The 24816-nt window shown below is 69.1% G+C and carries 18 protein-coding genes; 6 read left to right on the forward strand and 12 right to left on the reverse strand.

Annotation, left to right across the window (positions count from 1 at the left end):
• Window positions 1-2: 2 nt before the first annotated feature.
• The gene (locus tag ACOCMH_RS20005; protein ID WP_427312683.1) at window positions 3-1088 is read left to right on the forward strand and encodes an ornithine cyclodeaminase; all 1086 of its coding nucleotides are present in this window, start codon (window positions 3-5) and stop codon (window positions 1086-1088) included.
• Between the two features lie 3 nt (window positions 1089-1091).
• Here the strand turns inward: ACOCMH_RS20005 and ACOCMH_RS20010 are convergent, their stop codons facing one another.
• From ACOCMH_RS20010 to ACOCMH_RS20050, 9 genes are all read right to left on the reverse strand, one after another.
• Window positions 1092-1688, reverse strand: a complete 597-nt coding sequence (locus ACOCMH_RS20010; protein ID WP_171514019.1) for a helix-turn-helix domain-containing protein — start codon at window positions 1686-1688, stop codon at window positions 1092-1094.
• A 408-nt stretch (window positions 1689-2096) separates the two neighbouring features.
• Window positions 2097-3416: a sigma-54-dependent transcriptional regulator gene (locus ACOCMH_RS20015; protein ID WP_427312684.1), complete on the reverse strand. Its 1320-nt coding sequence runs from the start codon at window positions 3414-3416 to the stop codon at window positions 2097-2099.
• A complete protein-coding gene (locus tag ACOCMH_RS20020) occupies window positions 3406-5373 on the reverse strand; it encodes a sensor histidine kinase (protein ID WP_427312685.1) in 1968 nt (655 codons plus the stop codon). The genes ACOCMH_RS20015 and ACOCMH_RS20020 overlap by 11 nt, the downstream gene beginning before the upstream one ends.
• Window positions 5374-5539: 166 nt before the next feature.
• Window positions 5540-6850, reverse strand: coding sequence for a dicarboxylate/amino acid:cation symporter (locus tag ACOCMH_RS20025; protein ID WP_427312686.1), 1311 nt, complete (start codon window positions 6848-6850; stop codon window positions 5540-5542).
• Between the two features lie 599 nt (window positions 6851-7449).
• Complete coding sequence (gene hutG / locus ACOCMH_RS20030) at window positions 7450-8433, reverse strand: formimidoylglutamase (RefSeq protein ID WP_427312687.1); 984 nt, start codon at window positions 8431-8433, stop codon at window positions 7450-7452.
• On the reverse strand, window positions 8430-9755 hold the full coding sequence (locus ACOCMH_RS20035; RefSeq protein WP_427312688.1) for an MFS transporter: 1326 nt from the start codon (window positions 9753-9755) through the stop codon (window positions 8430-8432). Before ACOCMH_RS20035 ends, hutG begins: the two co-directional genes overlap by 4 nt.
• 87 nt (window positions 9756-9842) lie before the next feature.
• On the reverse strand, window positions 9843-11528 hold the full coding sequence (hutU, locus tag ACOCMH_RS20040) for a urocanate hydratase (protein ID WP_427312689.1): 1686 nt from the start codon (window positions 11526-11528) through the stop codon (window positions 9843-9845).
• Between the two features lie 172 nt (window positions 11529-11700).
• Window positions 11701-12423, reverse strand: a complete 723-nt coding sequence (gene hutC / locus ACOCMH_RS20045) for a histidine utilization repressor (protein ID WP_427312690.1) — start codon at window positions 12421-12423, stop codon at window positions 11701-11703.
• A 70-nt stretch (window positions 12424-12493) separates the two neighbouring features.
• Complete coding sequence (locus ACOCMH_RS20050; RefSeq protein WP_427312691.1) at window positions 12494-15877, reverse strand: diguanylate cyclase; 3384 nt, start codon at window positions 15875-15877, stop codon at window positions 12494-12496.
• Between the two features lie 364 nt (window positions 15878-16241).
• Here ACOCMH_RS20050 and ACOCMH_RS20055 point away from each other — a divergent pair, with 364 nt between their 5' ends.
• Both ACOCMH_RS20055 and ACOCMH_RS20060 read left to right on the forward strand, forming a co-directional pair.
• Window positions 16242-16646: a nuclear transport factor 2 family protein gene (locus tag ACOCMH_RS20055; RefSeq protein WP_427312692.1), complete on the forward strand. Its 405-nt coding sequence runs from the start codon at window positions 16242-16244 to the stop codon at window positions 16644-16646.
• A gap of 99 nt (window positions 16647-16745) precedes the next feature.
• Window positions 16746-17633: a c-type cytochrome gene (locus tag ACOCMH_RS20060; protein ID WP_427312693.1), complete on the forward strand. Its 888-nt coding sequence runs from the start codon at window positions 16746-16748 to the stop codon at window positions 17631-17633.
• Between the two features lie 15 nt (window positions 17634-17648).
• On the opposite strand, the gene ACOCMH_RS20065 is transcribed toward ACOCMH_RS20060, so the two are convergent.
• On the reverse strand, window positions 17649-18713 hold the full coding sequence (locus ACOCMH_RS20065) for an acyltransferase family protein (protein ID WP_427312694.1): 1065 nt from the start codon (window positions 18711-18713) through the stop codon (window positions 17649-17651).
• A gap of 309 nt (window positions 18714-19022) precedes the next feature.
• Here ACOCMH_RS20065 and ACOCMH_RS20070 point away from each other — a divergent pair, with 309 nt between their 5' ends.
• The 3 genes from ACOCMH_RS20070 (at window position 19023) to ACOCMH_RS20080 (ending at window position 22280) form a co-directional block, all read left to right on the forward strand.
• Window positions 19023-19487, forward strand: coding sequence for a (2Fe-2S)-binding protein (locus ACOCMH_RS20070; RefSeq protein ID WP_115706136.1), 465 nt, complete (start codon window positions 19023-19025; stop codon window positions 19485-19487).
• Between the two features lie 16 nt (window positions 19488-19503).
• Window positions 19504-21762, forward strand: coding sequence for a molybdopterin cofactor-binding domain-containing protein (locus ACOCMH_RS20075; RefSeq protein WP_427312695.1), 2259 nt, complete (start codon window positions 19504-19506; stop codon window positions 21760-21762).
• A 230-nt stretch (window positions 21763-21992) separates the two neighbouring features.
• The gene (locus ACOCMH_RS20080; protein ID WP_427312696.1) at window positions 21993-22280 is read left to right on the forward strand and encodes an ArsR family transcriptional regulator; all 288 of its coding nucleotides are present in this window, start codon (window positions 21993-21995) and stop codon (window positions 22278-22280) included.
• Window positions 22281-22357: 77 nt separating this feature from the next.
• Here the strand turns inward: ACOCMH_RS20080 and ACOCMH_RS20085 are convergent, their stop codons facing one another.
• Window positions 22358-23896 carry a transglycosylase SLT domain-containing protein gene (locus ACOCMH_RS20085; protein WP_427312697.1) on the reverse strand — a complete coding sequence of 513 codons (1539 nt, stop codon included), beginning with the start codon at window positions 23894-23896 and terminating at the stop codon, window positions 22358-22360.
• A 176-nt stretch (window positions 23897-24072) separates the two neighbouring features.
• The gene (locus ACOCMH_RS20090) at window positions 24073-24501 is read right to left on the reverse strand and encodes a hypothetical protein (protein WP_427312698.1); all 429 of its coding nucleotides are present in this window, start codon (window positions 24499-24501) and stop codon (window positions 24073-24075) included.
• Window positions 24502-24816: the final 315 nt, after the last annotated feature.

Genomic DNA, 24816 nt, shown 5'->3' on the forward strand with positions numbered 1-24816 from the left:
TCATGAAGAACACCGTCCGATCGCTGTTTCTCGACGCGGCCGATGTCGCCAGGCTGGTGGCCGTGATCGGCCCCGAGGCTGCCATTGTCGAGCTGGCCGCGCAGGTGCGCCTGGCTTTTGCGCGCTGGGCTGATTTCGACAAGTCCGCAAGGCTGGCCAGCCATTCCGGGCGCGGCGTGATTGAACTGATGCCGGTCAGCGACGGCAGCCAGTATGCGTTCAAGTACGTCAACGGCCATCCGCGCAATGCACAGCATGGCATGCCCACGGTTATGGCCTGCGGCCTGCTGGCCGAGGTGGAAACCGGCTTCCCGCTGATGCTGGCAGACCTGACGCTGGCCACCGCGCTGCGCACCGCGGCCACTTCGGCGCTGGCGGCGCGCGCCATGGCCCGGCCCGGCGCCGCGACCATGGCGCTGATCGGCAACGGCGCGCAGGCGGAATTCCAGGTGCTGGCGTTCCACGCGATGCTGGGGGTGCGCGAGATCGCCGCCTACGACATCGATCCCGCCGCCACCGCGCGGCTGGTGCGCAACCTTGCCGCCGTCCCCGGCCTTGCCATCCGGCGTGCCGATTCCGTCGAGGCCGCGCTGGCCGGCGCGGACATCGTCTCGACCGTCACCGCCGACAAGACCCGCGCCACCATCCTGACGCCCGACATGGTGCGGCCCGGCATGCACCTGAACGCGGTCGGCGGCGATTGCCCGGGCAAGACCGAACTGCATGCCGATATCCTGCGCCGCGCGCGCATCGTGGTGGAGTATGAACCGCAGACCCGCATCGAAGGCGAGATCCAGCAGTTGCCGGCCGACGCGCCCGTGACCGAGCTGTGGCAGGTGCTGGCCGGCCACGCGCCCGGCCGCGCCGCGGCGGACGAGGTGACCGTGTTTGATTCGGTGGGATTCGCGCTGGAAGACTATGCCGCGCTACGCTGGCTCTACGCCGCGGCGCAGGCGCACCGCGCCGGCACGGCGGTGGAACTGGTGGCGATGCCGCCCGACCCGCGCAACCTGTACGGGTGGATGCTGGCGCAGGCAAACGGCGGTGACGCCGGCAGGCCAATGCCACGGCCCGCGGCCGTGGCGTGAGCCTCAGGCGGCGCGGCCCATCATCAGCTGCGCCCGCAGGAAGCCCTTGACCTCTTCGAGCGAGGGCGTCTTCAGGAACACCATGATGCCCCAGTGCTGCAGCGCATCGGCCACGCCCTCATAGGCCTGGCGGTTGGTGATCACCGCGAAGATCACATGCTGGCTGGCAAAGAAGTTCTGCAGCTTCTCGACGGTGGCCGACTCGGCGTCGTTGAGCTCGTCGACGTAGTACAGCACCACGCGCGGGTGCTCGCTGACCGAGGTGATGACGGTGTCGAGCACATCATCGACCACCACGCTCTTGAGCGGCAGGCCCCACTTGCCAAGCTGGCTGTGGATGCGCTGCGCCTCCTGGTGGTTGGGGTGGAACACCACCAGGTCAAGCCCGTGCGGCGATGCCGACTCGGGCCCGATGCGCGTCGCCAGCAGGCGGTGCACGGTTTCCTTGTGGATGCGCCGATGGCCGCCATTGGTCTTCCAGGCCCCCAGTTCGCCGCGCTCGACCATCTTCTGGACCGTGCCCAGTGAGACGTTGAGCAGTTTTGCCGCTGTACGCGTGCTGTAGTAAGGCTTTTCAGCCAGTGCCGGATCAAGTTTCATCCCATCACCCGTAGTCCATATGGCAGCCGCGCCGCCATGGCGCACGCGGCCCCTGGCACTGGCGCCGCGCGATTGTCACTGCCAACAGTTGACTGACCCTGTGTGCCCGACCCGCTCCCCCGCCGGCCGGACTGCTTTTTGTGGTTGTTTTGATCGTTTGTGCATTTCCAGCAAAGCGCAACGGACTCCGAATGTATTGGATGTCTTGAATGCTGGATTTGCTGGAAGCTAATAATATGCTGCAAACGACAAAGTATCTGTAGGAAAAAACATAAATCTGCAGAGCTTTTGTTTCTTAACGCACATTGAGTGCATTCTGATGACAAGCGGGTCGTCAGTGCAGACACGCTCGCCTCGTCATGGTTCCCGACGGCGCGATGTCGCCCGCGTGTGAATTCAGCGGGCGCTTCACAATCCGTACTTGCGCACCTTGTCGAACAGCGTAGTCTTGGCCACCCCCAGCGCTTCGCTGGCGCGGCTGAGGTTGCCGTCGTGGCGGCGCATGGCGTCGGCAATCAGCGCGCGCTCGAATTGCTCGACCGCTTGCGCAAGCGGCATGGCCTCGGGTGCGGTGGCGCCGTGGCCGGGGTTGCAGCCCAGCCCCAGCACGTGGCGCTCGGCCAGGTTGCGCAATTCGCGCACATTGCCCGGCCATGGGTAGGCCACCAGCGCGGACAGTTCGGCCGGCGTGGCCGGCACCGCGTCGCGCCCGAAGCGCAACGCGGCCTGCGCGACGAAATGCTCGAACAATGCCGGCACGTCCTCGCGCCGCTCGCGCAGCGGCGGCAGTTCCAGCGTGATCACGTTGAGTCGGTAGTACAGGTCGGCGCGGAACTGGCCGGCATCGGACTGCGCGCGCAGGTCTGCCTTGGTGGCGGCCACCACGCGGGCGTTGACCGGCACCGGCTGGTTCGATCCGAGGCGTTCCACCACGCGTTCCTGCAACACCCGCAGCAGCTTGATCTGCAGCGGCATCGGCATGCTCTCGATCTCGTCGAGAAACAGCGTGCCGCCTTCCGCATGCTCGATCTTGCCGATGCGGCGGCGCGCAGCGCCGGTGAAGGAACCGGCCTCGTGGCCGAAAATCTCGCTTTCGAACAGCTGCTCGGGCAGGCCGCCGCAGTTGATCGCGACAAAGTTGCGCGCATGGCGCTGGCTGGCCTCGTGCAGGCAGCGCGCGACCAGCTCCTTGCCGGTGCCGGTCTCGCCGTGGATCAGCACGTTGGCGTCGGTGCCGGCCAGGTCCGCAATCAGCCGCCGCAGCCGCTCGACGGCGGGCGAATGGCCGATCAGGCGGGTTTCCAGTTTCTCGCGGCCGGCCAGCCGTTCGCGCAGTTCTGATACTTCGAGCGCGAGCCGGCGCTGTTCCAGCGCGCGGCGGGTGGCCTCGACCAGCTGCTCGGGCGAGAACGGCTTTTCCAGGAAGTCGTAGGCGCCTTGCTTCATCGCCTGCACCGCCAGCCCCACGTCGCCGTGCCCGGTGATCATGATCACCGGCAGGGCGGGATCGCGCGCGCGCAATTGCGCCAGCAGCGCCATGCCGTCCTGGCCGGGCAGGCGGATGTCGCTGACCACCACGCCGGCGTAGTCCGGGCCGGCCTCGCGCAGCGCAGCCTCGGCGCTGCCCACGCCGCGCGTGGCAATGCCCTCCAGGCGCAGCGCCTGCTCGCAGCCCAGGCGCACGTCGGCGTCGTCTTCGACGACCAATACGGTCAGCTCAGCCGGCATGTTCTGCATCCTGAAAATTCGATTCCGGCGCCAGCGGCAGCACCAGCGTAAAGCAGGCGCCGCCGTCCGGATGGTTGGTGGCGGACAGGCTGCCGCCGTTCTCGTTGAGGATGCCGGCCGACAGCGTCAGCCCCAGCCCCAGCCCCTGGCCGGCCGGCTTGGTGGTGAAGAACGGTTCGAACAGCCGCGCGAAGGCCTCCTCGGACAGGCCGTCGCCGTTGTCGCGCACGGTCAGGTGGACCAGGCCGCCGGCCACGTGCGCATGCAGCGCGATGCGCGCAGCGGGCTTGCCGGCGACGGCGTCGAGCGCGTTGCCGAGCAGGTTGACCAGCACCTGTTCCAGCCGGTTGGGGTCGCACACCACCGCCAGCGTCGGATCGACATCCCGCTGCAGCGCCGGCTGCACGGCGTCGATGCGGGTCTGCAGCAGGAACAACGCGTTGTCGATCGCCTCGGCCAGCCTGGCCTGGCGCCTGCCGTTGCCAGGCTTGCGCGCGAACGACTTGAGCGCGCCGGTGATGCGGCCCATGCGCTCGACCAGGCCGATGATGGTGTCGAGGTTGGCGCGCACCGTGGCGTAGTCGCCGCGCTCGAGGAACTTGCCGGTATTGCCGGAGATCGTGCGCAGCGCCGCCAGCGGCTGGTTCAGCTCATGCGCGATGCCGGTCGACATCTGCCCCACCGCGGCCAGCTTGCCGGCCTGCAGCAGCCCGTCCTGGGCCTGGCGCAGCACGGTCTCGGCGCGGATGCGCTCGGCAACCTCGGCCTGCAGGCGCTGGTTGGTGGTGGACAGGTCGGCGGTGCGCTCGGCCACCTTGCGCTCCAGCTCGCTATTGGCCGCCTCCAGCGCCGCGCGCGCCGCCAGGCGTTCATTGATGATGCGCCGGCGCACGTTCCAGGCGGCGCCCAGCAGCAGCACGAAGGCGGTCAGCACCCCGGCCAGCGCCGCCGTGTTGAGCGCGGCCACGCGCGCCTGCGAAGTATTGGTCAGCAGCGTCAGCTGCCAGTCGGTGCCGGGCAGCGCGGCATGCTGGGCCAGCATCGGCGGGCCGCGGCGCAGGCGCACCAGCTCGTCGCTGCTGCTGCTGCTGCTGGTGTTGCCGCCGCCGTTGCCGCCGCCGTTGCCATTGTCCAGCTTGCGCACCAGGGCCAGCGGCAATTGCGGCAGCGGGGCGCGGTTGTACTGCAGGCTGCGCGCCAGGCGCTCGCGCGCCTCGGTCGACAGCGGGCGCAGCGCGGCCAGCTTCCAGGACGGGTCCGAGGCCAGGATCACCACGCCGTTCTCGTCGGTCAGCAGCATCTGGCTGTCGGCGCCCTGCCAGCGGTTTTCCAGCGGCTCCAGGCCGATCTTGACCACCGCCACGCCGACCGGGTTGTCGCGCTCGCCCAGTGGCGCCGACAGGTAGTAGCCCGATTCGCTGCGGGTGGTGCCGACGCCGTAGAAACGGCCGAGCTGGCCATCCATGGCCGAGCGGAAATACGGGCGGAAGCTCAGGTCTTCGCCAAGGTAGCTGTCCGGGCGCTGCCAGTTGCTGGTGGCGAGCACCTTGCCGTGCGCGTCCAGCACATAGATCACGCGCGTGCCGGCGCGGGTGTTGAGAGCGCTCAGGTAGTCGTTGGCGCGCGCGGCGCGCGATGCGTCGTCCGGGCGGAGCAGCAGCGCGGCGATGCGCTCGTCCAGCGACAGCAGGCCGGGCACGTAGTCGTAATGTGCCAGCTCGCTTTCCAGCGCCTGTGTGTACAACCGCAGCTGCACCTGGCCGCGTTCGGCCTGGCGCGCCAGCGCGGTGTCGTAGGTGTAGCGGTAGCCGAGCGCGCCGGCCAGCCCCACCAGCACGGCCAGCGCCAGCAGCGCGAGCAGCGGCGCGGCGCCGCGCAGGCCGTGGGGCAGGCGCGAGCCGTTGGCCGCGGCGGTGGCGCGGGTGGTCTCGCCGGGAGGGTGGAACGGGCCGGTCATCAGGTGTTGGGTGAGGCAGGTGGCAAAGCCGCCGCGCCGGCAGTGGCTGGAGCTTGGCGCGGGAGCCTACTTTTACCACACCAACGGGGGGTATCGGCCGCACCGAACGCAAAAAGGCCCGGTTGCCTGATCGGCAACCGGGCCCTGGCACGCCTGGCGGACGGTGTTACTTGCCCGCGAGGACCTGGGCAGGTGCCAGGCCGGTGGTGGTATCCGCGGCGGGTTCATCCTCCTCGGACGGTACCGGCGCGCCGATGGCGCCTTCGCTTTTGGCGACGACGGCGGTGGCAATCGCGTTGCCGAGCACATTGGTCACGGTGCGACCCATGTCGAGTACGTGGTCGATGCCCAGCACCAGCAGGATGCCGGCCTCGGGCAGGCCGAACATCGGCAGCACGGCGGCGACCACCACCAGCGAGGCGCGCGGCACGCCGGCGATGCCCTTGCTGGTGACAAGCAGGACCAGCAGCATGGTGATCTGCTGGGTCAGCGACAGCTGGATGCCATACACCTGCGCCACGAACAGCGCGGCAAACGAGGTGTACATGATCGAGCCGTCCAGGTTGAACGAGTAGCCCAGCGGCAGCACGAAGTTGGTGATGCGCTCCTTGACGCCGAAGTGGGTCAGCTGGTCGATCACCTTGGGGTAGGCCGATTCGCTGCTGGCGGTGGCGAAGCCGATCATCAGCGGCGTACGCATGCCCTTGAGCAGGCGGAACACGTCGCGGCCCAGGAAGTAGTAGCCGCCGGCAATCAGCGCCACCCACAGCAGCGCCAGCGCCAGGTACAGGCTGCCGATCAGCTTGGCGTACACCAGCAGCACGCCCAGGCCTTGCGCGGTGATGACCGCGGCGATCGCGCCGAACACGCCCACCGGCGCAAACGCCATCACGTAGTTGGTGACTTTCAGCATCACCGCGGCGAGGCCCTCGATGCCTTGCAGCACGGGCTTGCCCACGCCGTCCTTGACCGTGCCCAGCGCAAAGCCGAAGAACAGCGAGAACACCACGATCTGAAGGATCTCGTTATGCGCCATCGCCTCGGCAAAGCTCTTGGGGAACATGTGGGCGATGAAGTCGCGCAGGTTCAGCGCGCCGGTCTTCAGGTTCGAGGCGGCGTCGGCCGGCGGCAGCGGCAGGTTCATGCCGTGGCCGGGCTCGAGCAGGTTGGCCATCACCAGGCCCAGCAGCAGCGAGGTGATCGAGGCGCCGATAAACCACATCATCGCCTTCATGCCGATGCGGCCGACGGCGCGGCCGTCGCCCATGCTGGCGATGCCAGCTACCAGCGTGGCGAACACCAGCGGCCCGATGATCATCTTGATCATCCGCAGGAACACGTCGGTCAGGATGGACAGGTGGTCCGCAATCGATTTGGCGGTGGCGGCGTCCGGCGCCAGGTTGTGCGCGGCGGTGCCGGCCAGCACGCCTAGCAGCATCGCAATGAAGATCAGGGTGGGCAGTCGATTCAGTTTCATCGTGGATCAGGCCTGTGCGACCGTTCCCGGGGCCGGGACGGGCGTCTGTGTATTGCAGGAGGCAGGGCGACGTCGGGGCGCCGGCCCGGCCGTGTCAGGGTTCAGCGCGGCAACAGGTGCCGGGGATGCGCCGGGATGGCGACTGGGGTGGGCAAGGCGGGGTCGGTCATGGGTGTGTCCTCCTTTGTTTTTTCGGCATCGGCCGGGACGCTGGAGCGTGCCGGCGTACCTGTCTGGCGCTGTGAGCGGCGGCCTATATTGCACGCGCCGTGCCAGCGGAAAGGCCTTGCTCGCGTGGCGCAAGTTATTGAAAGAAAAGGAGAAAATGATGTGATCCCGGCGCACGGTTCGGGAACCCGGATGGGCGCGCGAAAACGCCGTTCGGGAATCCGAACGGCGTTCTAGGTGTTAACCCCCGGTTTTTAGGGGCGAGGGCGGGGTGCCGGGCGCAGCCACGGCGGTGGAAAAAACCGAAGGCCCGCTTGAAGTGGTTCCTTGCTGGACCACCCCTCACCCCGGCCCTCTCCCCATGAGGGGAGAGGGAGAACACCTTGCCTGGGCAAGGTCCGGCGACTTTGGGGCACCTAAAAACGGTAGCCTTAGCCGCCCAGCAGGCGGTAGCACAGGCGCGCGGCCACGCGCGCGCCGCAGCCGTCGCGGTCGTATAGCGGATTGAACTCGGCAATATCCGCCACGCGCAGCTTGCCGCTGTCGCGCAGCAGCGTGGCGATGGTCTCGACTACCGCCACCGGCACGCCATAGGCGGCCGGGGCCGAGACGCCGGGCATGACCGCGGCGGGCAGCACGTCGAGGTCGATGGTCAGGTAGACGTGGTCGGCGTCGGCGACCCAGCGCTCCAGTTCGGACAGGCGCGCGTCCAGGTGGCGCTCCTGCATGTCGGTGTCCTCGACATGGCGCACGCCCAGCGCGTGCGCGCGCGCAAACAGCGCGGCGGTGTTGCCGAGCCGGCTGACGCCCAGGCAGGCGTAGTCGAACGGCATGCCGCGCTGCCGGCAGTCGGCGGCGATCTGGTCGAAGGGCGTGCCGGAGCTGCCGGGGCGGCTGCCGCGCAGGTCGAAATGCGCGTCGAGGTTGACGATCAGCACGCGGCCGCGGTCGCCGCGCGCATCGAGGTGCATGCGCAGCCCTTGCCACGTGCCCCAGGCCACCTCATGCCCGCCGCCCAGCACCAGCGGCCAGGCGCCCACCGCCAGTTCCGCGGCCACGGCCTGGCCCAGCCGCTGCTGCGCGGACTCCAGCGCATCGCCTTCGCAGTGGATGTCGCCGCCATCGATCAGGCGGCCGATGCCGTGCGCCGGCACGCCGGCCAGGGCGCGGCGCAGCTCGCGCGGGCCGCCCGCAGCGCCCGGCCGGCCCTGGTTGCGCACCACGCCGGCGTCGCAGCAGAAGCCCAGCAGCACCGGCACGCCGGGCGTGCGCGGCGTGGCCGGGCCGGCGACGATATCGAACAGGCGGCGGGTGTCGCCCGCCTCGCCGGTATCGCGGCGGCCGCGCCAGACCGTATCGTGGCCGGCGGCGGCCGCAGCGGCCACGGCCGGCGCGAAGTCTGCCAGGTCGCTCATTGCAGCCGCCGCCCCAGCGTTTCGGGCACCATCAGCAAGCCGAGCAGCGACAACAGGCCGCAGCCGATCACGTACAGCGCGGGAGCATTGACGTTGCCGGTGGCCTGGATCAGTTGCGTCGAGAAGTACTGCGCAAAGCCGCCGAAGATGGCAATGGCCACGCAATAGGCGATCGACAGGCCGGTGGCGCGCAGGCGCTTGGGCAGCACCTCGCTGACCAGCACCATCGATGCCGGCGCGGTCATCGACATCGGCACCGACAGGCAGGCCACCACCACCAGCAGCCGCGCCAGCGAGGGCTCGGCATTGATCAGCACGAACGCCGGGTAGACCATCGCCAGCAGCGCCACGCGCGACCACAGCACCACGGTCTTGCGGCCGACGCGGTCAGCCAGCCAGCCCGCGAACGGCGACAGCGCCACCTGCACCGCGGCGGCCACGCAGCCCGCCCAGATGCCCAGCGACAGCGGCATCTTCAGCACGCTCACGGCGTAGTTGCTGAGGTAGTAGACGACGATATAAGTGGAAGACGCCAGGCCGATCATCAGCAGGATGCTGGCAAAGACCTCGCGCGCATGGCGGCGCAGCAGCGGCCATTGCGCGGCGTGTTCGCCGTGGTGCGCGGGCGTGGCGGTCTCTTCCAGGCGGCGGCGGATCAGCAGGCCGACCGGGATCACCAGGATGCCGATCAGGAAGGCCAGGCGCCAGCCCCAGGACGCCAGCTCGGCCGGCGCCAGCAGGTTGCTCAGCAGCAGGCCGGTGACCGCGCCCAGCAGCGCGGCCAGGCCCTGGCTGAACGGCTGCCAGGCGGTATAGAAGCCGCGCGTGCGGTCGTCGGCGTATTCCAGCAGCAGCGCGGTCGAGGCACCCATCTCGCCGCCGATGGCGAAGCCCTGGACCAGCCGGGCGACCACCACCATGATCGGTGCCAGGACGCCGATCTGCGCGTACGGCGGCGTCACCACGAAGATCAGCGAGCTCAGCCCCATCAGCCACAGTGTCAGCGCCACGGCCGGCTTGCGCCCGGCACGGTCGGCATACATGCCGATCAGCAGGCCGCCGAGCGGCCGCATCAGGAAGCCGACGCCAAAGGTGGCGAACGACATCAGCAACTGGCCGGTGGGATTGTCGACGGGGAAGTAAAGCCGGCCGATCAGCGTGGCAAAGAAGCTGTAGACCACGAAATCGTAGAACTCGAGGCCGTTGCCGATGGTGATGGCGGCAATGGCGCGCGTGCGCGACAGGGCGGGGGTGGGGGCGCCGGCCTGGGCGCCTGCGACACCAACACCATCGTAGGCGGGTGCAGTGGTATCGGATGGCATGCGGTTGTCTCCTGTGGAATGCATCGGTTTGCGCCCCTCTCCCGCAAGCGGGAGCGGGGCGCAAACACTGGGTTCTTGAAGGCCGGGTCAGTCGCGCAGCATCGGCAGGTCCAGGCCCTGCTCGCGCGCGCAGTCGACGGCGATCTGGTAGCCGGCGTCGGCATGGCGCATCACGCCGGTGGCCGGGTCGTTGTGCAGCACGCGGGCGATGCGCGCCGCGGCCTCGTCGGTGCCGTCGCACACGATCACCACGCCGGAATGCTGCGAGAAGCCCATGCCCACGCCGCCGCCGTGGTGCAGCGAGACCCAGGTGGCGCCGCTGGCGGTGTTCAGCAGCGCGTTCAGCAGCGGCCAGTCAGAGACTGCGTCCGAGCCGTCCTGCATCGCTTCGGTCTCGCGGTTGGGGCTGGCGACCGAGCCCGAGTCCAGGTGGTCGCGGCCGATCACGACCGGCGCCGACAGCTCGCCGCTGCGCACCATCTCGTTGAACGCCAGGCCCAGCCTGGCACGCAGGCCCAGGCCGACCCAGCAGATGCGCGCCGGCAGGCCCTGGAAGCTGATGCGCTCGCGCGCCATGTCGAGCCAGCGGTGCAGGTGCGCATCATCAGGGATAAGTTCCTTGACCTTGGCGTCGGTCTTGTAGATGTCCTGCGGATCGCCCGACAGCGCGGCCCAGCGGAACGGGCCGATGCCACGGCAGAACAGCGGGCGGATATAGGCCGGCACGAAGCCGGGGAAGTCAAAGGCGTTGGCCACGCCTTCTTCCTTGGCCATCTGGCGGATGTTGTTGCCGTAGTCGAAGGTCGGCACGCCCAGCTTCTGGAAATCCAGCATGGCTTGCACATGCGCGGCCATGGATGCCTTGGCGGCCTTCACCACCACGGCCGGCTCGCGCTGCGCGCGCTCGCGGTATTCGTCCCAGCTCCAGCCGGCGGGCAGGTAGCCGTTGAGCGGGTCGTGCGCGCTGGTCTGGTCGGTGACCATGTCGGGGCGCACGCCGCGGCGCACCAGTTCTGGCAGCACTTCGGCGGCGTTGGCGCACAGGGCGATGGAGATCGCCTTGCCTTGCGCGGTGTAGCGGTCGATGCGGGCCAGCGCGTCGTCCAGGTCAGTGGCCTGCTCGTCGACATAGCGGGTCTTGAGGCGGAAATCGATGCGGCTCTGCTGGCATTCGATATTGAGCGAGCAGGCGCCGGCCAGCGTCGCGGCCAGCGGCTGCGCGCCGCCCATGCCGCCCAGGCCCGCGGTCAGCACCCAGCGGCCCTTCAGGTCGCCACCATAGTGCTGGCGACCGGCTTCGACGAAGGTTTCATACGTGCCCTGGACGATGCCCTGGCTGCCGATGTAGATCCAGCTGCCGGCGGTCATCTGGCCGTACATGGCCAGGCCCCTGGCGTCGAGCTCGTTGAAGTGCTCCCAATTGGCCCAGTGCGGCACCAGATTGGAGTTGGCGATCAGCACGCGCGGCGCGTCGCGGTGGGTGCGGAACACGCCGACCGGCTTGCCCGACTGCACCAGCAGGGTCTGGTCGTCCTCCAGCCGGGTCAGGGCTTCGACGATGCGGTCATAGCATTCCCAGTTGCGCGCCGCGCGCCCGATGCCGCCATAGACCACCAGTTCCTTCGGGTTCTCCGCCACCTCGGGGTCGAGGTTGTTCATCAGCATGCGCAGCGGGGCTTCGGTCAGCCAGCTCCTGGCGGTGAGCTGGGTGCCGCGCGGCGCGCGGATTTCGGTGTCGCGGAAACGCGTGGGTTGGGTGGGGGTCTGGCTCACGGGTAACTCCTTCGGTCTGGCGGGTCTGAACGCGCGCTGTCGATCAACGCATAGGCATGTATATTCCTGTATATACAAGTTCGTATGAATCGGGGTAATCCCGTACGACAGGGCGGCCAGATGCGACGCTTGCGTTACAAACGCGGAGGGAGTTTGGGTTGAGGCACCCGGCCTAGGAAGTAAACCGGCCTTCCAGCCGATGCAGCGAACCGGGATGCACCAGCCGCACCGATGTCACCACGCGGCCGGCGGACCAGGTGCGGCGCCGGATCAGCAGGCAGGGCTCGCCCCGCGCGATGGCGAGCAGCTCGCACTCTTCCGGCAGGGCCAGCACCGCTTCGACGACATGCTCGCCCTCGGTCAGCGGGGCGATGCGGGACAGGTACTGGTAAGGGGTTTCGCTGGTGAAGTCCTGCGCCAGGTAATCCGGCGCGACCACGGCATTGACATAGCGGTCCTCCAGCTGGATCGCCACGTCGTCCTCATAGTGGACGATCACCGAATGGAACACGCGCGCTTCCAGCGCGACCTCCAGCGCGGCGGCCTGCGCCGGACCGGCGCGCTCCGCCGCCAGGCTGACCACGCGGGCGCGATGGCGGTGTCCGCGCGACGCGATGTCATCGGCGATATTGTTGACCGCATACAGCGCGGTCCGGCGCTTCGGTTCAGCAACGAAGGTGCCGACCCCCTGCAGCCGCACCAGCATGCCCTCGGCGGTCAGCTCGCGCAGCGCGCGGTGCACGGTCATGCGGCTTACGCCGAGCGCCTCGACCAGCTCGGTCTCGGACGGCACGCGGTGATGGGGCGGCCAGCTGCCATCGGCAATCCTGCTGCTGATGTGTTGCTTGACGCGCGCATACAGCGGCGCCGGCGTCGGGTCGGACACGAGCGACAACGGGTTCCCCTTGGATTCGGCCACGCGGCCTTGCGACAGGCGCCGAATGTATCACGCTCAGGGGCGCCGGCTACGAGGCCTGCGCATTGCGTTGTGTATGGCCGGCCAGGAACACGTCCAGCGCCACCGGCCGCCCGATCGCATAGCCCTGCGCATAGTCAACGCCGATCGCGCGCAGCGCGTCGAGGGTGCGTTCGTCCTCCACCCACTCCGCCACCGTGCGCACGCCGAGCCGGTGCCCGATATCGTTGATCGAACTGACGATCTCGCGGTCCACGGCGTTGTCGGCGAGCTGCCGGATAAAGCTGCCGTCGATCTTCAGGAAGTCCACCGGGAACTGCTTCAGGTAGGCGAACGACGACAGGCCCGAGCCGAAATCGTCCAGCGACACGGTGCAGCCGGCGCGCCGCATCTCTGCCACCAGGCGGTTGGCCGCGGCCATGTTGTTGATCAGCGCGGTTTCGGTGATCTCCAGCCGGATGCGGCTCGCGGGCAGGGCGCTGGCCTCCAGTTCGGCATGCAGGAACGGCAGCAGGAATGGCTCGCCCAGCGAGTTGGCCGACAGGTTGATCGATACGGAAAGCCCCGGCACGGCGCGCAGCCGTTCCCCATAGCCGCGCAGCACGTTGCGGATGACCCAGCGGTCGACATGGCCCATCAGGTCATAGCGCTCGGCGGCCGGAATGAAGGCGCCCGGCAGGATCAGCTCGCCGTGCTCGTCGACCATGCGCACCAGGATTTCGATATGGCGGTGGGCGCTGCCGTCCGCGTTCTGTTCCGGCTGCAGCGCGCGGATCTCCTGCGCGAACAGGCGGAAGCGATTGGCCTCCAGCGCGGAATGGATGCCGGCGGCCACTTCCAGCTCGCGGTGGTGGCGGCGCGCGTCGCTCTCGTCGCGGCGGTAGACCGAGACCCGGCTGCGGCCCGCGGCCTTGGCCGCATAGCAGGCCACGTCGGCGCGGCTCATCAGCTCGCTGACCGGCGGCACGTCGAGGTCGATCGCGGCGATGCCGATGCTGGCGCCGACGTCGTACACGCGTCCTTCCCACGGGAAGCGGCGCCCGCGGATGGCGTCGATCACGCCCTGGCAGACCTGCTCGGCCTGGTCGACGGTGCAGTCCTTGAGCAGCAGCGCGAACTCGTCGCCGCCCAGGCGCGCCAGCACATCGTCCGGGCGCACATGGTTGCGGATCAGGTAGCCGAGCTCGCGCAGCAGCACGTCGCCGGCGCCGTGGCCGGCGGTGTCGTTGACGATCTTGAAGCGGTCCAGGTCGATAAAGCACAGCGCCGCGCGATGGCCGTGCAGCCGCGCCGCCTCGCACGACTCGCGCAGGCGCTTCTCGAACCAGGTGCGGTTGGGCAGGCCGGTCAGCGCGTCGTGCATGGCCGAGCGCGCCAGCTCACGCTGCAGCGCGCGTGCGGTGGTGATGTCCTGGAACACCAGCACCGCGCCCAGCACCTCGCCGCGCGCGGTCAGCACCGGCGCGGCCGAGTCCTGCACGTCGTGGCGTTCGCCGGTCAGGCTCTGCAATACGGCGCCTTCCTGCAGATAGGCCGGCGTGAGCGTGCGCAGGCAGGCCTCGACCGGGCTCGGGATGGACTCGCCGGTGGCCTCGTCAACGATGCGGAAGACCCGTTCCAGCGGCAGCCCGGTGGCGCCGGCCATGGACCAGCCGGTGAGTTGTTCCGCAATCGGGTTCATGAAGGTCACGTGCATGGTGGCGTCGGTGCAGATCACGGCATCGCCGATCGAGCGCAGCGTGATATGCAGGCGTTCCTTCTCCTCGAACAGCGCATCGGTCAGGCGGCGCTGCTCGGTGATGTCCCAGTTGGTGCCCACCAGGGCGTGCGCGGTGCCATCGTCGCTGCGGGTCACCATCGCCATCGCGCGCACATGGCGCACCTCGCCGCCGGGCCGCAGGATGCGGTATTCGGTGTCGAACGGCGCCTCGTCGCGGATGGCCCGGCGCATCTCGCCACGCACGCGGCTGACATCGTCCGGATGCACCAGTGCGATCCATTGCTCGGCCAGCGGCGCGCCGGCGGCGGCATCGGTGCCGTGCAGCGCATGCATGCGCGCGTCCCAGGTAATGCCGGCGCTGGCGAGATCCCATTCCCAGATGCCGACACCGCCGGCTTCCACCGCCAGCTGGATGCGCCGCGACAGCCGTTCCAGCTCTTGCTGCGCCAGCTTGCGCGCATGGATGTCTTCGACCTGCGTGATGAAGTGCTGCGGCTCGCCGCTCTGCTCGTCGCGCACCAGCGACACCGCCAGCAGCACCCAGCGGTAGTGGCCGTCCTTGTGCCGGTAACGCTTTTCCAGGCGGTAAGCCTCGACCTTGCCGGACAACAGGTTGGCGACCTGGCGCAGGTCGCCGGTCAGGTCGTCGGGATGGGTCAGCTGCTGGTAGCTCAGCTCGCGCAGTTCGGCCGCGCTATAGCCCAGCAACTCGGTCATGGCGCGGTTGACGGTTTGCCAGCGGCCATCCATGTCGACCAGCGCCATGCCGATCGCCGAATGCTCCATGGCCTGGCGAAAGCGCTTGTCGCTGCTGCGCAGGCTGGCGCGGCCGTGCCGGTTCTGCTCGGTCAGGTAGGCGATGCAGACCGGCAGCACCATGATCACCGCGGCCGACAGCGGCACCGCTTCATGGCGGTGCGAAAGCAGCATCAGCGCCTGCAGGCACAGCGTGGCCACCAGCGCCAGCAACGCGGTGGCGAACGGATTGCCGGCCAGCGCCAGCAGCACCAGCGGCAGCGACATCGCGGCGAACGGGTCGTGCCCCTGCCACTGCGCCAGGGCGCCGATGGCCAGGCTCAGCGCCAGCGCGCCTGCCTGCGGCGCCAGCATCGGCCGCGCGCCGGCGGCACGCACGCGCCCCGCCGTCATCGACAGCATCATCGGCAGCAGCAGCACCATGCCCAGCGCGCTGGCCTGCCACCACGTCCACCAGACCGGGGCGAAGCGGCTGCCCTCGACCGCGGCGATGGCCGCCGCGCCGGCGGTGGCGCCGACCATCGGCGCCAGGATGCCGCCCACCGCCAGCATCACCGAGAACGCCGCCAGCGGGCCCTGGCGGCCGGTAAAGCCATGCCGGTCCAGCAGGCGCAACAGCAGCAGCGCGGACAGCATCTCCGCCAGGTTGGCGCCGGTCAGCATCAACGCGGTGCCGACGCTGTCGCCGGCACCGTGGTTGGCCAGTACGCTGGCAACCAGCATGCCGGCCAGCAGCCACGGCCCCTCGGCGCGCGGCCGGTGCAGCAGCATGCCCAGCCCGAACGCATTAGGCAGCCAGACCGAGGCCACGGTCCCAGGCAGCCGCGCCAGCCACAGCGCTGCCGCCGCCAGCATGAAGTAGCCGGCGCCGGCCAGCAGCAAGGCCAGCCAGCGGCGCGGCGGGGCGGAAGGGGCCGGAGCGGCCTGGTGGCTTGGCGGGGCCGTGTCGGGCGTCATGGACGATAGCGGTGCAAAGGCGATGCGGTTGGGGTCAGGATGGCAGCGGCTTGACCGGCGCGCCCGGCGGCACGGCCCCCGAAACACCCGGACGTACTGCCGCCCAGCGTAGGGGCAATGTAGCGAGGATAGGCGCAGGGCCATCGGCAGGACAGGGGCAGGTTGGGGGGTTACTTGCCTCTGGTGCTGGGGGCGATTTTTTGGTAGGGGCGGTGGCGACCGCGGCAAGCGCGGTGGTCCGGGAGCGTCAGTTCCGTGCCAATAACCTCCCCGGTAATCGCGCCGAGGCGCCCCCGCAACGATCATGCAGCCATGGCCTGACGCCATACCCAAGCGCTTGACCACCCTACCCAAGGAGAATGCCATGTCCGCTGCCATCCCGGCCCAGTCCCCGCAGGTTGCACACGCTGCCACGCTCGCCGACCGCTACCTCGCGGCCTGGAACGAGACCGATGCCGCGCGCCGGCGCGAGCTGATCGCGGCGGCGTGGACCGAATCGGCGAGCTATGTCGATCCGCTGATGCGGGGCGACGGCCATGCCGGCATCGACGCGATGATCGCCGCGGTGCAGGCGAAGTTTCCCGGTTTCCGCTTCACCCGCGTGAGCCCGGTCGATGCGCACGGCGAGCACCTGCGCTTTAGCTGGGAACTGGGTCCCGCCGGGGAAGCGGCGCTGGTGGTGGGCACCGACTTTGCCACCGTCTCCGCCGATGGCCGGCTGGCGCGCATGACCGGCTTCATCGACCGCGCCCCGGCCGGGCTTGCCTGAGCCTGCCGCGCACTGCCGCTATGTGGCCTTTCCCACCGACAGCCCCCCGTGCCCTGGCGGCAAGCTGCGGCATCCAGTGCGGCGGAGAGGGGAAGGCAAATGGCGCGATTACTGCGGAGGGCGGCATGGGGGCTCGCCGGCACGGCCGTGATCGTGGCCGCGGCGGCGTTTGCCGCGGCATGGGTGGGCGAGCGTAAGGCGCAGCGCATTGTGCACGTCCAGGTCGCCCCGGTTGCCATCCGCGAGGATCCCGCCGCCATCGCCCATGGCAAATACCTGTACGAATCGCGCGGCTGCATGGAATGCCATGGCGCCGGCGGGGGCGGCAAGCAGGTGATCGACGACCCCGGCGGCCTGCGCGTGCGCGCGCCCGACCTGACCCGCGCCAATCCGGCCATCGCCGCCTACCAGCCGGTCGACTGGGTGCGCAGCATCCGCCATGGCGTGGCGCCCTCGCACCGCCCGCTGCTGGTCATGCCCAGCGAAGACTACAACCGCCTCAGCGATGAGGACCTGGGCGCGCTGATCGGCTACCTGCGCAGCCTGCCGGCCGCGATGGGCGCGCCCGCCGAGATCACCATGCCGTGGCTGGTGCGCGCGCTGTATGGCGTGGGGGTGGTGAAGGACGCGGCGTCCAAGATCGACCACAGCCTGCCGGCGCAGCCGGCGATGGTGCCCGAGCCGACGGCCCGCTATGGCGCCTATGTCGCCAGTGTCTGCGTGGGCTGCCACGGGCCCGCGTATCGTGGCGGCAAGATCCCCGGGGCGCCGCCCGACTGGCCGCCTGCGGCGGACCTGCGCCCGGTGCCCGGCGGCGCGTTGGCGCGCTACGGCCAGCCCGCGGCGTTTATCGAGATGATGCGCAGCGGTAAGCGGCCCGACGGCACCGCGGTCAGTCGCGTGATGCCGTTCGATTCCTTCGGGCGCATGAACGATACCGAGCTGACCGCCTTGTACCTGTTTCTCGCGGGGCTGCCACAACGCTGAGGCAGTAGCGGCGAGCTAGCCGCGTGCCAGCCGCCGACCAGCCGCGATGCCCGGCAGTTCGACCCAGCGGTGCAGCAGCCAGGCCAGCGCCAGCGCCAGGCCGGCAACGATGGCAAAGCGCAGCAGCTGCAGGGCGGTCTGGTCCGCGCCGGGCTCGGGCATCAGGCGCTTGACCCCTTCGATCACGGTGGGATGGGTCAGGTACAGCGCGTAGGACAGTTCGCCCAGCCAGATCAGCGCGCGCGGCACGCGCAGCATGCCGGTGTGTTCGGCGGCGACCACGCCGGCCACCAGCAGCGCTGCGGGCAAGCCGCGTCCGGCCAGGCTGAAATCCGGCCCGACCAGCGGCAGCGACAGCATGAACGCCGCGCTGCCGAGCGCCAGCAGCGCCAGCGCCAGCGCCGGTGTCAGCAAGTGGCGCCAGCGCGCGTAGGCCCATGCCAGCCCGCAGCCCAGCAGGAACTCGAGCACCAGCGGATTGCTGGCCATGGCCAGCCATGGCGCCGCGAAGGCGTAGCCCTGCGCGGGATCTGCCACCAGCGTGCCGAAGCGCCACCACGGCAGCACCAGCGTGAACAGCGCGAAGACCGCCAGCACCACCAGCAGCGCGCGCCGCCCGGCCAGCAGCAGGCCGAGCGCGAAGGCCGCGTAGAACGCCAGCTCATAGTTGAGCGACCAGCCTACGTACAACGCCGGATAGCCGTAGTAGGGGGGATGGTCCGTAGCAGTCGGCAGGAATGCCAGCGACGCGGCGAACACCGCCGGCGTGACCGGGTTCAGCAGCAGCGCATGGATCGCCGACATGGTCCAGTAGGGCGGTGCCAGCCGGCAGATGCGCCGGATCATGAAGCTGAGCGGGCGCTCCGGGCGGGGCCGGGCCAGCACCGCGACCCAGGCGATGATGAAGCCGCTGATGACAAAGAACACGTCCACGCCGACATGGCCGCGCTTGATGACGTGGTGGGTCAGCCAGTTCAGCACCGGCGCGTTGGCGCCCCCCAGCGTGAGCCCGGAGTGGTAGAGCACCACCAGCGCGGCGGCCAGCCCACGCAGGGCCTGGATGCTGTCGAGCCGCGCCACCTGCGGTGACGGTGCCGCGCGGGGGCGGGCGGTGGGCGGGGCCGTGCTGGCTGCGGGAAATGAGTTTTCTGGAATAGTCGACGGCACTGTTTCAGCGGCGGGAACCGGATCGATTCGAAGCGCAAGGCAATCCCTGAGGGACAGCCATTGCTTGCACAAAGTTCGTGCAAGCGGCGCTCGCGGGCAGGGTAGGGCGCAAAGCGCCCGGCAAGGTGGCGCAAATTGCACTATCCTCACTTGTCCGTTGCGCCAGGCTGCGGCGCAAAGGTAATGACCAGCGGGCAACGTACCCAAGGAGTGTCCCCCAAAATGACCACCCTCTCCATCAACGTCAACGGCAAGACCCGTGAAGTCGACGTGGACCCGTCCACGCCGCTGCTGTGGGCGCTGCGCGACAACCTCGAGATGACCGGCACCAAGTTCGGCTGCGGCATGGCCGCGTGCGGGGCCTGCACCGTGCACGTCAACGGCCAGGCCACGCGCAGCTGCGTGACGCCGGCATCCGCGGTGGCCGGTGCGCGCATCACCACCATCGAAGGCATCGGCACCGACCGCGTCGGGCGCGCCGTGATGGACGCCTGGCTCAAGCACGATGTCGCGCAATGCGGCTACTGCCAGAACGGCCAGGTCATGAGCGCCGTCGGCCTGCTGCGGAGCAAGCCGCGGCCCACCGACGCCGACATCGACCAGGCCATGGCCGGCAACCTGTGCCGCTGCGGCACGTACCAGCGCATCCGTGCGGCGATCAAAGACGCCGCCCGTGCGCTGGCCTGAGCGGGAGCGAAACGATATGCGTATCCGAGGCATCGAAGCCCTGGCCGGCGGCCAGGCAGGCAATAGCGGCGAAGCGCACCCGGGCGCCGGCGTGGCAACGCTGGACCGCCGCAGTTTTCTCAAGCTGACAGGCCTGGCCGGCGGCGGCCTGGCGCTGGGCGTGGCATCGCTGGCGCAGGCGCAGGAGGGCGCCAGGCCCAAGGCGCCGCCGTCGCCGCCCCAGGCGTTCCTGGTCATCGCGCCGGACAACACCGTGACCGTGGCCGTGAACCGGCTCGAATTCGGCCAGGGCGTGCATACCGCGCTGCCGATGGCGCTGGCCGAAGAACTGGATGCCGACTGGCGCAACGTGCGCGCGGCGCTGGCGCCGGCGGGCGACCCGTACAAGGATCCCGGCTTCGGCATGCAGATGACCGGCGGCTCGACCGCGCTGAACCACTCGTTCCAGCAGTACCGCGAACTGGGCGCGCGCGCCCGCGCCATGCTGGTCGCGGCCGCGGCGCAGCAATGGAAGGTCGATCCGGCCAGCTGCAAGGTCGAACAGGGCGTGGTCACGTCCGGCAGCCACCGCGCCACTTTCGGCGAACTGGCGCCGGCGGCGATGGAAATGCCGGTGCCGCAGCAGGTCACGCTGAAGGATCCGGCGCAGTTCCGCATCGTCGGCAAGCCCACGCCGCGGCTGGATGCGCGCGGCAAGATGGAGGCGACCACGCCGTTCGGCATCGACACGCAGCTCAAAGGCATGGTGGTGGCCGTGGTGGCGCGTCCGCCGCGCTTTGGCGGCAAGGTGAAAAGCTTCAGCGCCGACAAGGCCCGCGCGGTGCCGGGCGTGCGCGGCGTGCTGCAGGTGCCGGTCGACCGCGGCGGCAGCGGCGTGGCCGTGATTGCCAGCGGCTACTGGCCGGCCAAGATGGGCCGCGATGCGCTCGAGGTCCAGTGGGAGGATGCGGGCTCGAAAGTCTCGTCGCAGGCCCTGTTCGATGAATACGCCAGGCTGGCCGGGCAACCCGGCACGGTCGCGCGCGCGGGCGAGGGCGATATCGCCGGGGCGATCCAGCGTGCCCCGCGCAAGATCGAGGCCGACTTCCGCTTCCCGTACCTGGCGCACGCGCCGATGGAGCCGCTCAACTGCACGCTGCAGCCCGAGGTGGCGGGTGGCAAGGTGCAGTCGGTCAAGGTCTGGGTGGGCTCGCAGTTCCAGACCGTCGACCAGGCCGCGGTGGCGCGCACGCTGGGCCTGGCGCCGGACAAGGTGGTGCTCAACACCATGATGGCGGGCGGCGGCTTCGGCCGGCGCGCGGTGCCGACCTCTGACTACATTGTCGAAGCGGCCAACGTGCTCAAGGCCTGGGTCGCCGCGGGCCACACCGAGCCGCTCAAGGTGGTCTGGAGCCGCGAGGACGATATCCGTGGCGGCTACTACCGCCCGCTGCACCTGCACCGCGCCCGCATCGGCCTGGACGCGCAGGGCAAGGTGGTGGGCTGGCAGCACACCGTCGTCGGCCAGTCGATCCTGAAGGGCACGCCATTCGAGCCGTTCATGGTCAAGAACGGCGTCGACGCCACCATGACCGAGGGCATTGTCGAGAACGACTACGACCTGCCGCTGCAGATGTCGGTGCACCACCCGCAGGTGGACGTGCCAGTGCTGTGGTGGCGCTCGGTCGGCAATACGCACACCGCCTTCGTCAAGGAAACGCTGGCCGACGAGATGGCCGCCGCCGCAAAGCAAGATCCGGTGGCATTCCGCCTGGCGCGGCTCGACGAGAAGAAGCACGCGCGCCATCGCGCCGCGCTGCAGCTGGCGGTGGACAAGTCCGGCTATGGCAAGCGCAAGCTGCCCAAGGGCCATGCCTGGGGCGTGGCCGTGCACGAGTCGTTCAACACCGTGGTGGCCTATGTGGTCGACGTCTCGGTGGTGAAGGGCGAGCCGCGCGTGCATCGCGTCACCGCCGGCGTGCATGCCAACCGCGTGGTCAACCCGATGTCCGCCGAGGCCCAGATCCAGGGTGCCTGCGTGTTCGGCCTGGCCATGACCAAGCCGGGGTTTGCCATCGAGATCGAGAACGGCGCCGTGAAGAACAGCAACTTCCCGGACTATCCGCCGCCGCGTATCACCGATGCACCGGTGGTAGACGTGTTCTTCGTGCCCTCGCAGGAGAACCCCACCGGCCTGGGCGAGCCGGGCGTGCCGCCGATCGCGCCGGCGGTGGCCAACGCGCTGTTCACGCTGACCGGCAAGCGCCAGCGGCAGCTGCCGTTCGTGATGGCGTAGACGGGCGCGCAGCCTGGCCGGCGGCGCCCGGCCAGGCTGCCCGCTTTCGGCTGATACCTTCGACAGGCCCTGGGCCAGCCCGCTCCGTGTCGTATTCGCACAGCCCGGATGCGGCCCTATTGCCTTTGCCCGGCGAGCCGGGTAGAACGTTGAGGCACGGCGCCTGCAGAGGCGCCGGCCGCCACCCTTGCGGGCGGCAAGGCACAACGCTAGAGGATCGAGGTGTGGCCATGGAGACCCAAGAAGGCGCGCTGACGCTTGCCCTGATGACACAGCCTGCGCGGGCCACGATCTGCCGCGCGCTGCTCGAAGCCGGCGAGGCCGGGCTCCCCGCCGCCGACCTGGCGCGGCTGGTCGCGCTGAGCCTGCCGCGCGCCGCGCACTTGTTCCAGGAACTGCTGCAGGCCGAAGTGGTGGCACTGTCCATCCGCGAACGCCAGGTCTGCTACGTGCTCAAGGCCAGGCGCCAGGTACGCGAAGCGCTGAGCTATATCGACAGCGGCGGCCTGGCCGACTGATCCTTGCTGCGTGGCCGGGCGCAGGTTGGCGCGGCCCGGTTCGACCGCGGTCCCGCCAGCGCGGGCGCCGCGCCAGGCTACTTCCGGACTTCCTTCAGTGCCCGCTCACGTGCGGCTTCCCTGTCCTCCATGAGCCGGTAGGCCGCGTAGTACTTGAAGATGTTGCGCACATAGGTGGTGGTCTCGATGCCGATCTTCTCCGCCACCACGATCTCGACATTGTTGAACCACTTGTCGGGGTCCAGCCCGCGCGCCGCAGCCTCCTTGCGCATCTTGGCGATATTGCCCGGCCCGGCGTTGTAGCTGGCGAAGGCGAACAGCGGCCGGTTCGATTCCGAGAAGTGCGCGTCGGGGAAGTACTTGGTCATCAGCCGGTCCATGTACTTGGCGCCGGCGTGGATGTTGGACTCGACCATCTTGATATTGCCCACATTCAGTTCCTTGCCGGTGGCGGGCATGATCTGCATGATGCCGACGGCACCCACGCGGCTGCGCGCCTGCTGGTTGAGCTGTGATTCCTGGAAGCCCTGTGCGGCCAGCATCAGCGGATCGAAGCCGTAGTCCTTGCCGTACTTCTCGAAGAACGCAACGGTCTGCTGGAAGCGCTTGTATTCGGCATCTTCAGTGTTGTTCTTGATCTGCTTGATCCGGCGCATGGATTGCTTGAGCAGGTATTCCGCCACGCCCTGCTTCTTGACATGGTTGAGATAGAAGTCATCGATTGCCTGCCGCAACTGCGGGCTGTTCTTGCGGAAGGCCCAGCCTACATAGCCGCCTTCGCGCACTGCCAGGTCCTGGCGCACCTTGATGTCGGGCAGGATCTGCGCCCACATTGCAGCCTTCCAGTCGTCGACCACGACGATAGGCAGCAAGCCCGCATTGACCATCTCCAGCACGTCTTCGTCTTCCAGGGCATCCGGCAGCAGCACCAGTTGCATCCGCGGCTTGCCGGCACGGTTCAGGCTGTCGTTCAGCGCGGTCAGGCTTTCGTAATAGCTGCTCGCGCGGCGCACGTGGACGGTCTTGCCCGCCAGGTCGTCCAGGCTCTTCAGGGCGGGGGATTTCGGGCCGGTCACGATTAGCTCGCGCACCGGCTTGCGGTCGCGCGGGGCTGCAAAGTCCACCAGTTTCAGCCGCGCCTCGGTCTCGGTGAGGTTGCCCGCGGCAATATCGCCCAGTCCCGCCGCCACGTCGGGCAGCAGGCGGTCGCGCGTGGTGGGGATGATGATCACCGTAAGCGGGCGCTTGCCCAGGCGATCCGAGTAAGTCTTGTTCAGGTACCGTTCGAAGTCCCGCACCAGCTCGGCAGTCAGCCCGCGCTCATGGCCTTTGTCGCTGAAGTAGAGCGTGCGGCTGAACGGCACCAGCACGCGAATGACACGGCGCTTGAGCATGGCATCGAAGTCGCCGGTGCGGGGCTGGTTGGCCAGGTCGAGGGCGCGGGCCTTGGGGGATGCCACGCCCTGCGCGGGCGGCGCCGCCGCGACGGTCGCGCGGGCGGATGCCGGTGCCGGCTTCTGCTGCGCCACCGCAAATGGACTGGCCAGGCTGAGTGCGCCCATCAGGCCGGAGAGCAACAGGCTTGCAAACCAATGATGTGGGCGGACAACGGGCATGGCGCGGATGGCAAGCCGGGCAGAGGAGCACGCAGCTGGCTCACATCGAGTCTAGGCGTGATCGGCGCGCTTGCAAGCCGCCAGCATGCGGATGGGGCTGGAGGGATGAACGCAGTGAGTGGGGAGGAAAGAACGAGGGCGGCGGGCCGAGCCCACCACCCTGCGAACCTCTGCTGTTATTGCTTCGGTGCAGCCATTTCCTGCTTGGCCGTTGCATCCGCTGCCTTGTTCTCGACCTTGCGTTCCTGCTTGGCAGCGCCGACTTCATCCTTGTACTCGCCCTTGGCGGCCTTCTTTTTCGCCTTGTATTCGGCAGCCGCCTTCTGGCGCGCCTCGCGGCGCTCAACCAGCGGATCCTTCGGCGGCTGGATCTGGGTCACGCCGGGCGCGACGCCCTGGCCGCCGGCGGGGCTGGCCGCGGTGGCCGGCATGGCGGGGGTGGCGGGGGTGGCCGGCATGCCTTGCGCGGCAGGGGTGGCCGGCGTGGCCGGGGTGGCGGGCGTGGCGGGGGTCTGTGCGATGGCCGCGGCACAGCTGAGGCCTGCCAGACCTGCCGCAATCACGCTGGCAATTCGGGTATGGCGAGCGGGTTGTTTCGGATCCATGGAATACCTCCAGGGTTAGGGTCGGAAGCGCCGGCCTAGCGGCTCGGCGCGACGTATGCCGCACATGCCTGCCTGGCAGGCCACGCGGCGACAAGGCCAGTCTAGGCAGCAGGCTGGCTTTGCGCTGTCAGGCATGCGCCGATGAGGGGCCGGAATTGTTCCTACAAGCCTCGGATCCGGCCTGCGCCTTTCAAGATTCTTTAATGCGCCGGCAAGAAGATTCACTTCTGCCGTTGCCGCACTTCCGCCACCATGGCTGCCACCAAAGCCCGGACTGGCAGCTGATGGCAGGCTTGTCATCGTGGCAATGCAGCG

The sequence above is a fragment of the Cupriavidus sp. H39 genome (assembly GCF_050271075.1).
GTDB classification, from domain to species: domain Bacteria; phylum Pseudomonadota; class Gammaproteobacteria; order Burkholderiales; family Burkholderiaceae; genus Cupriavidus; species Cupriavidus necator_B.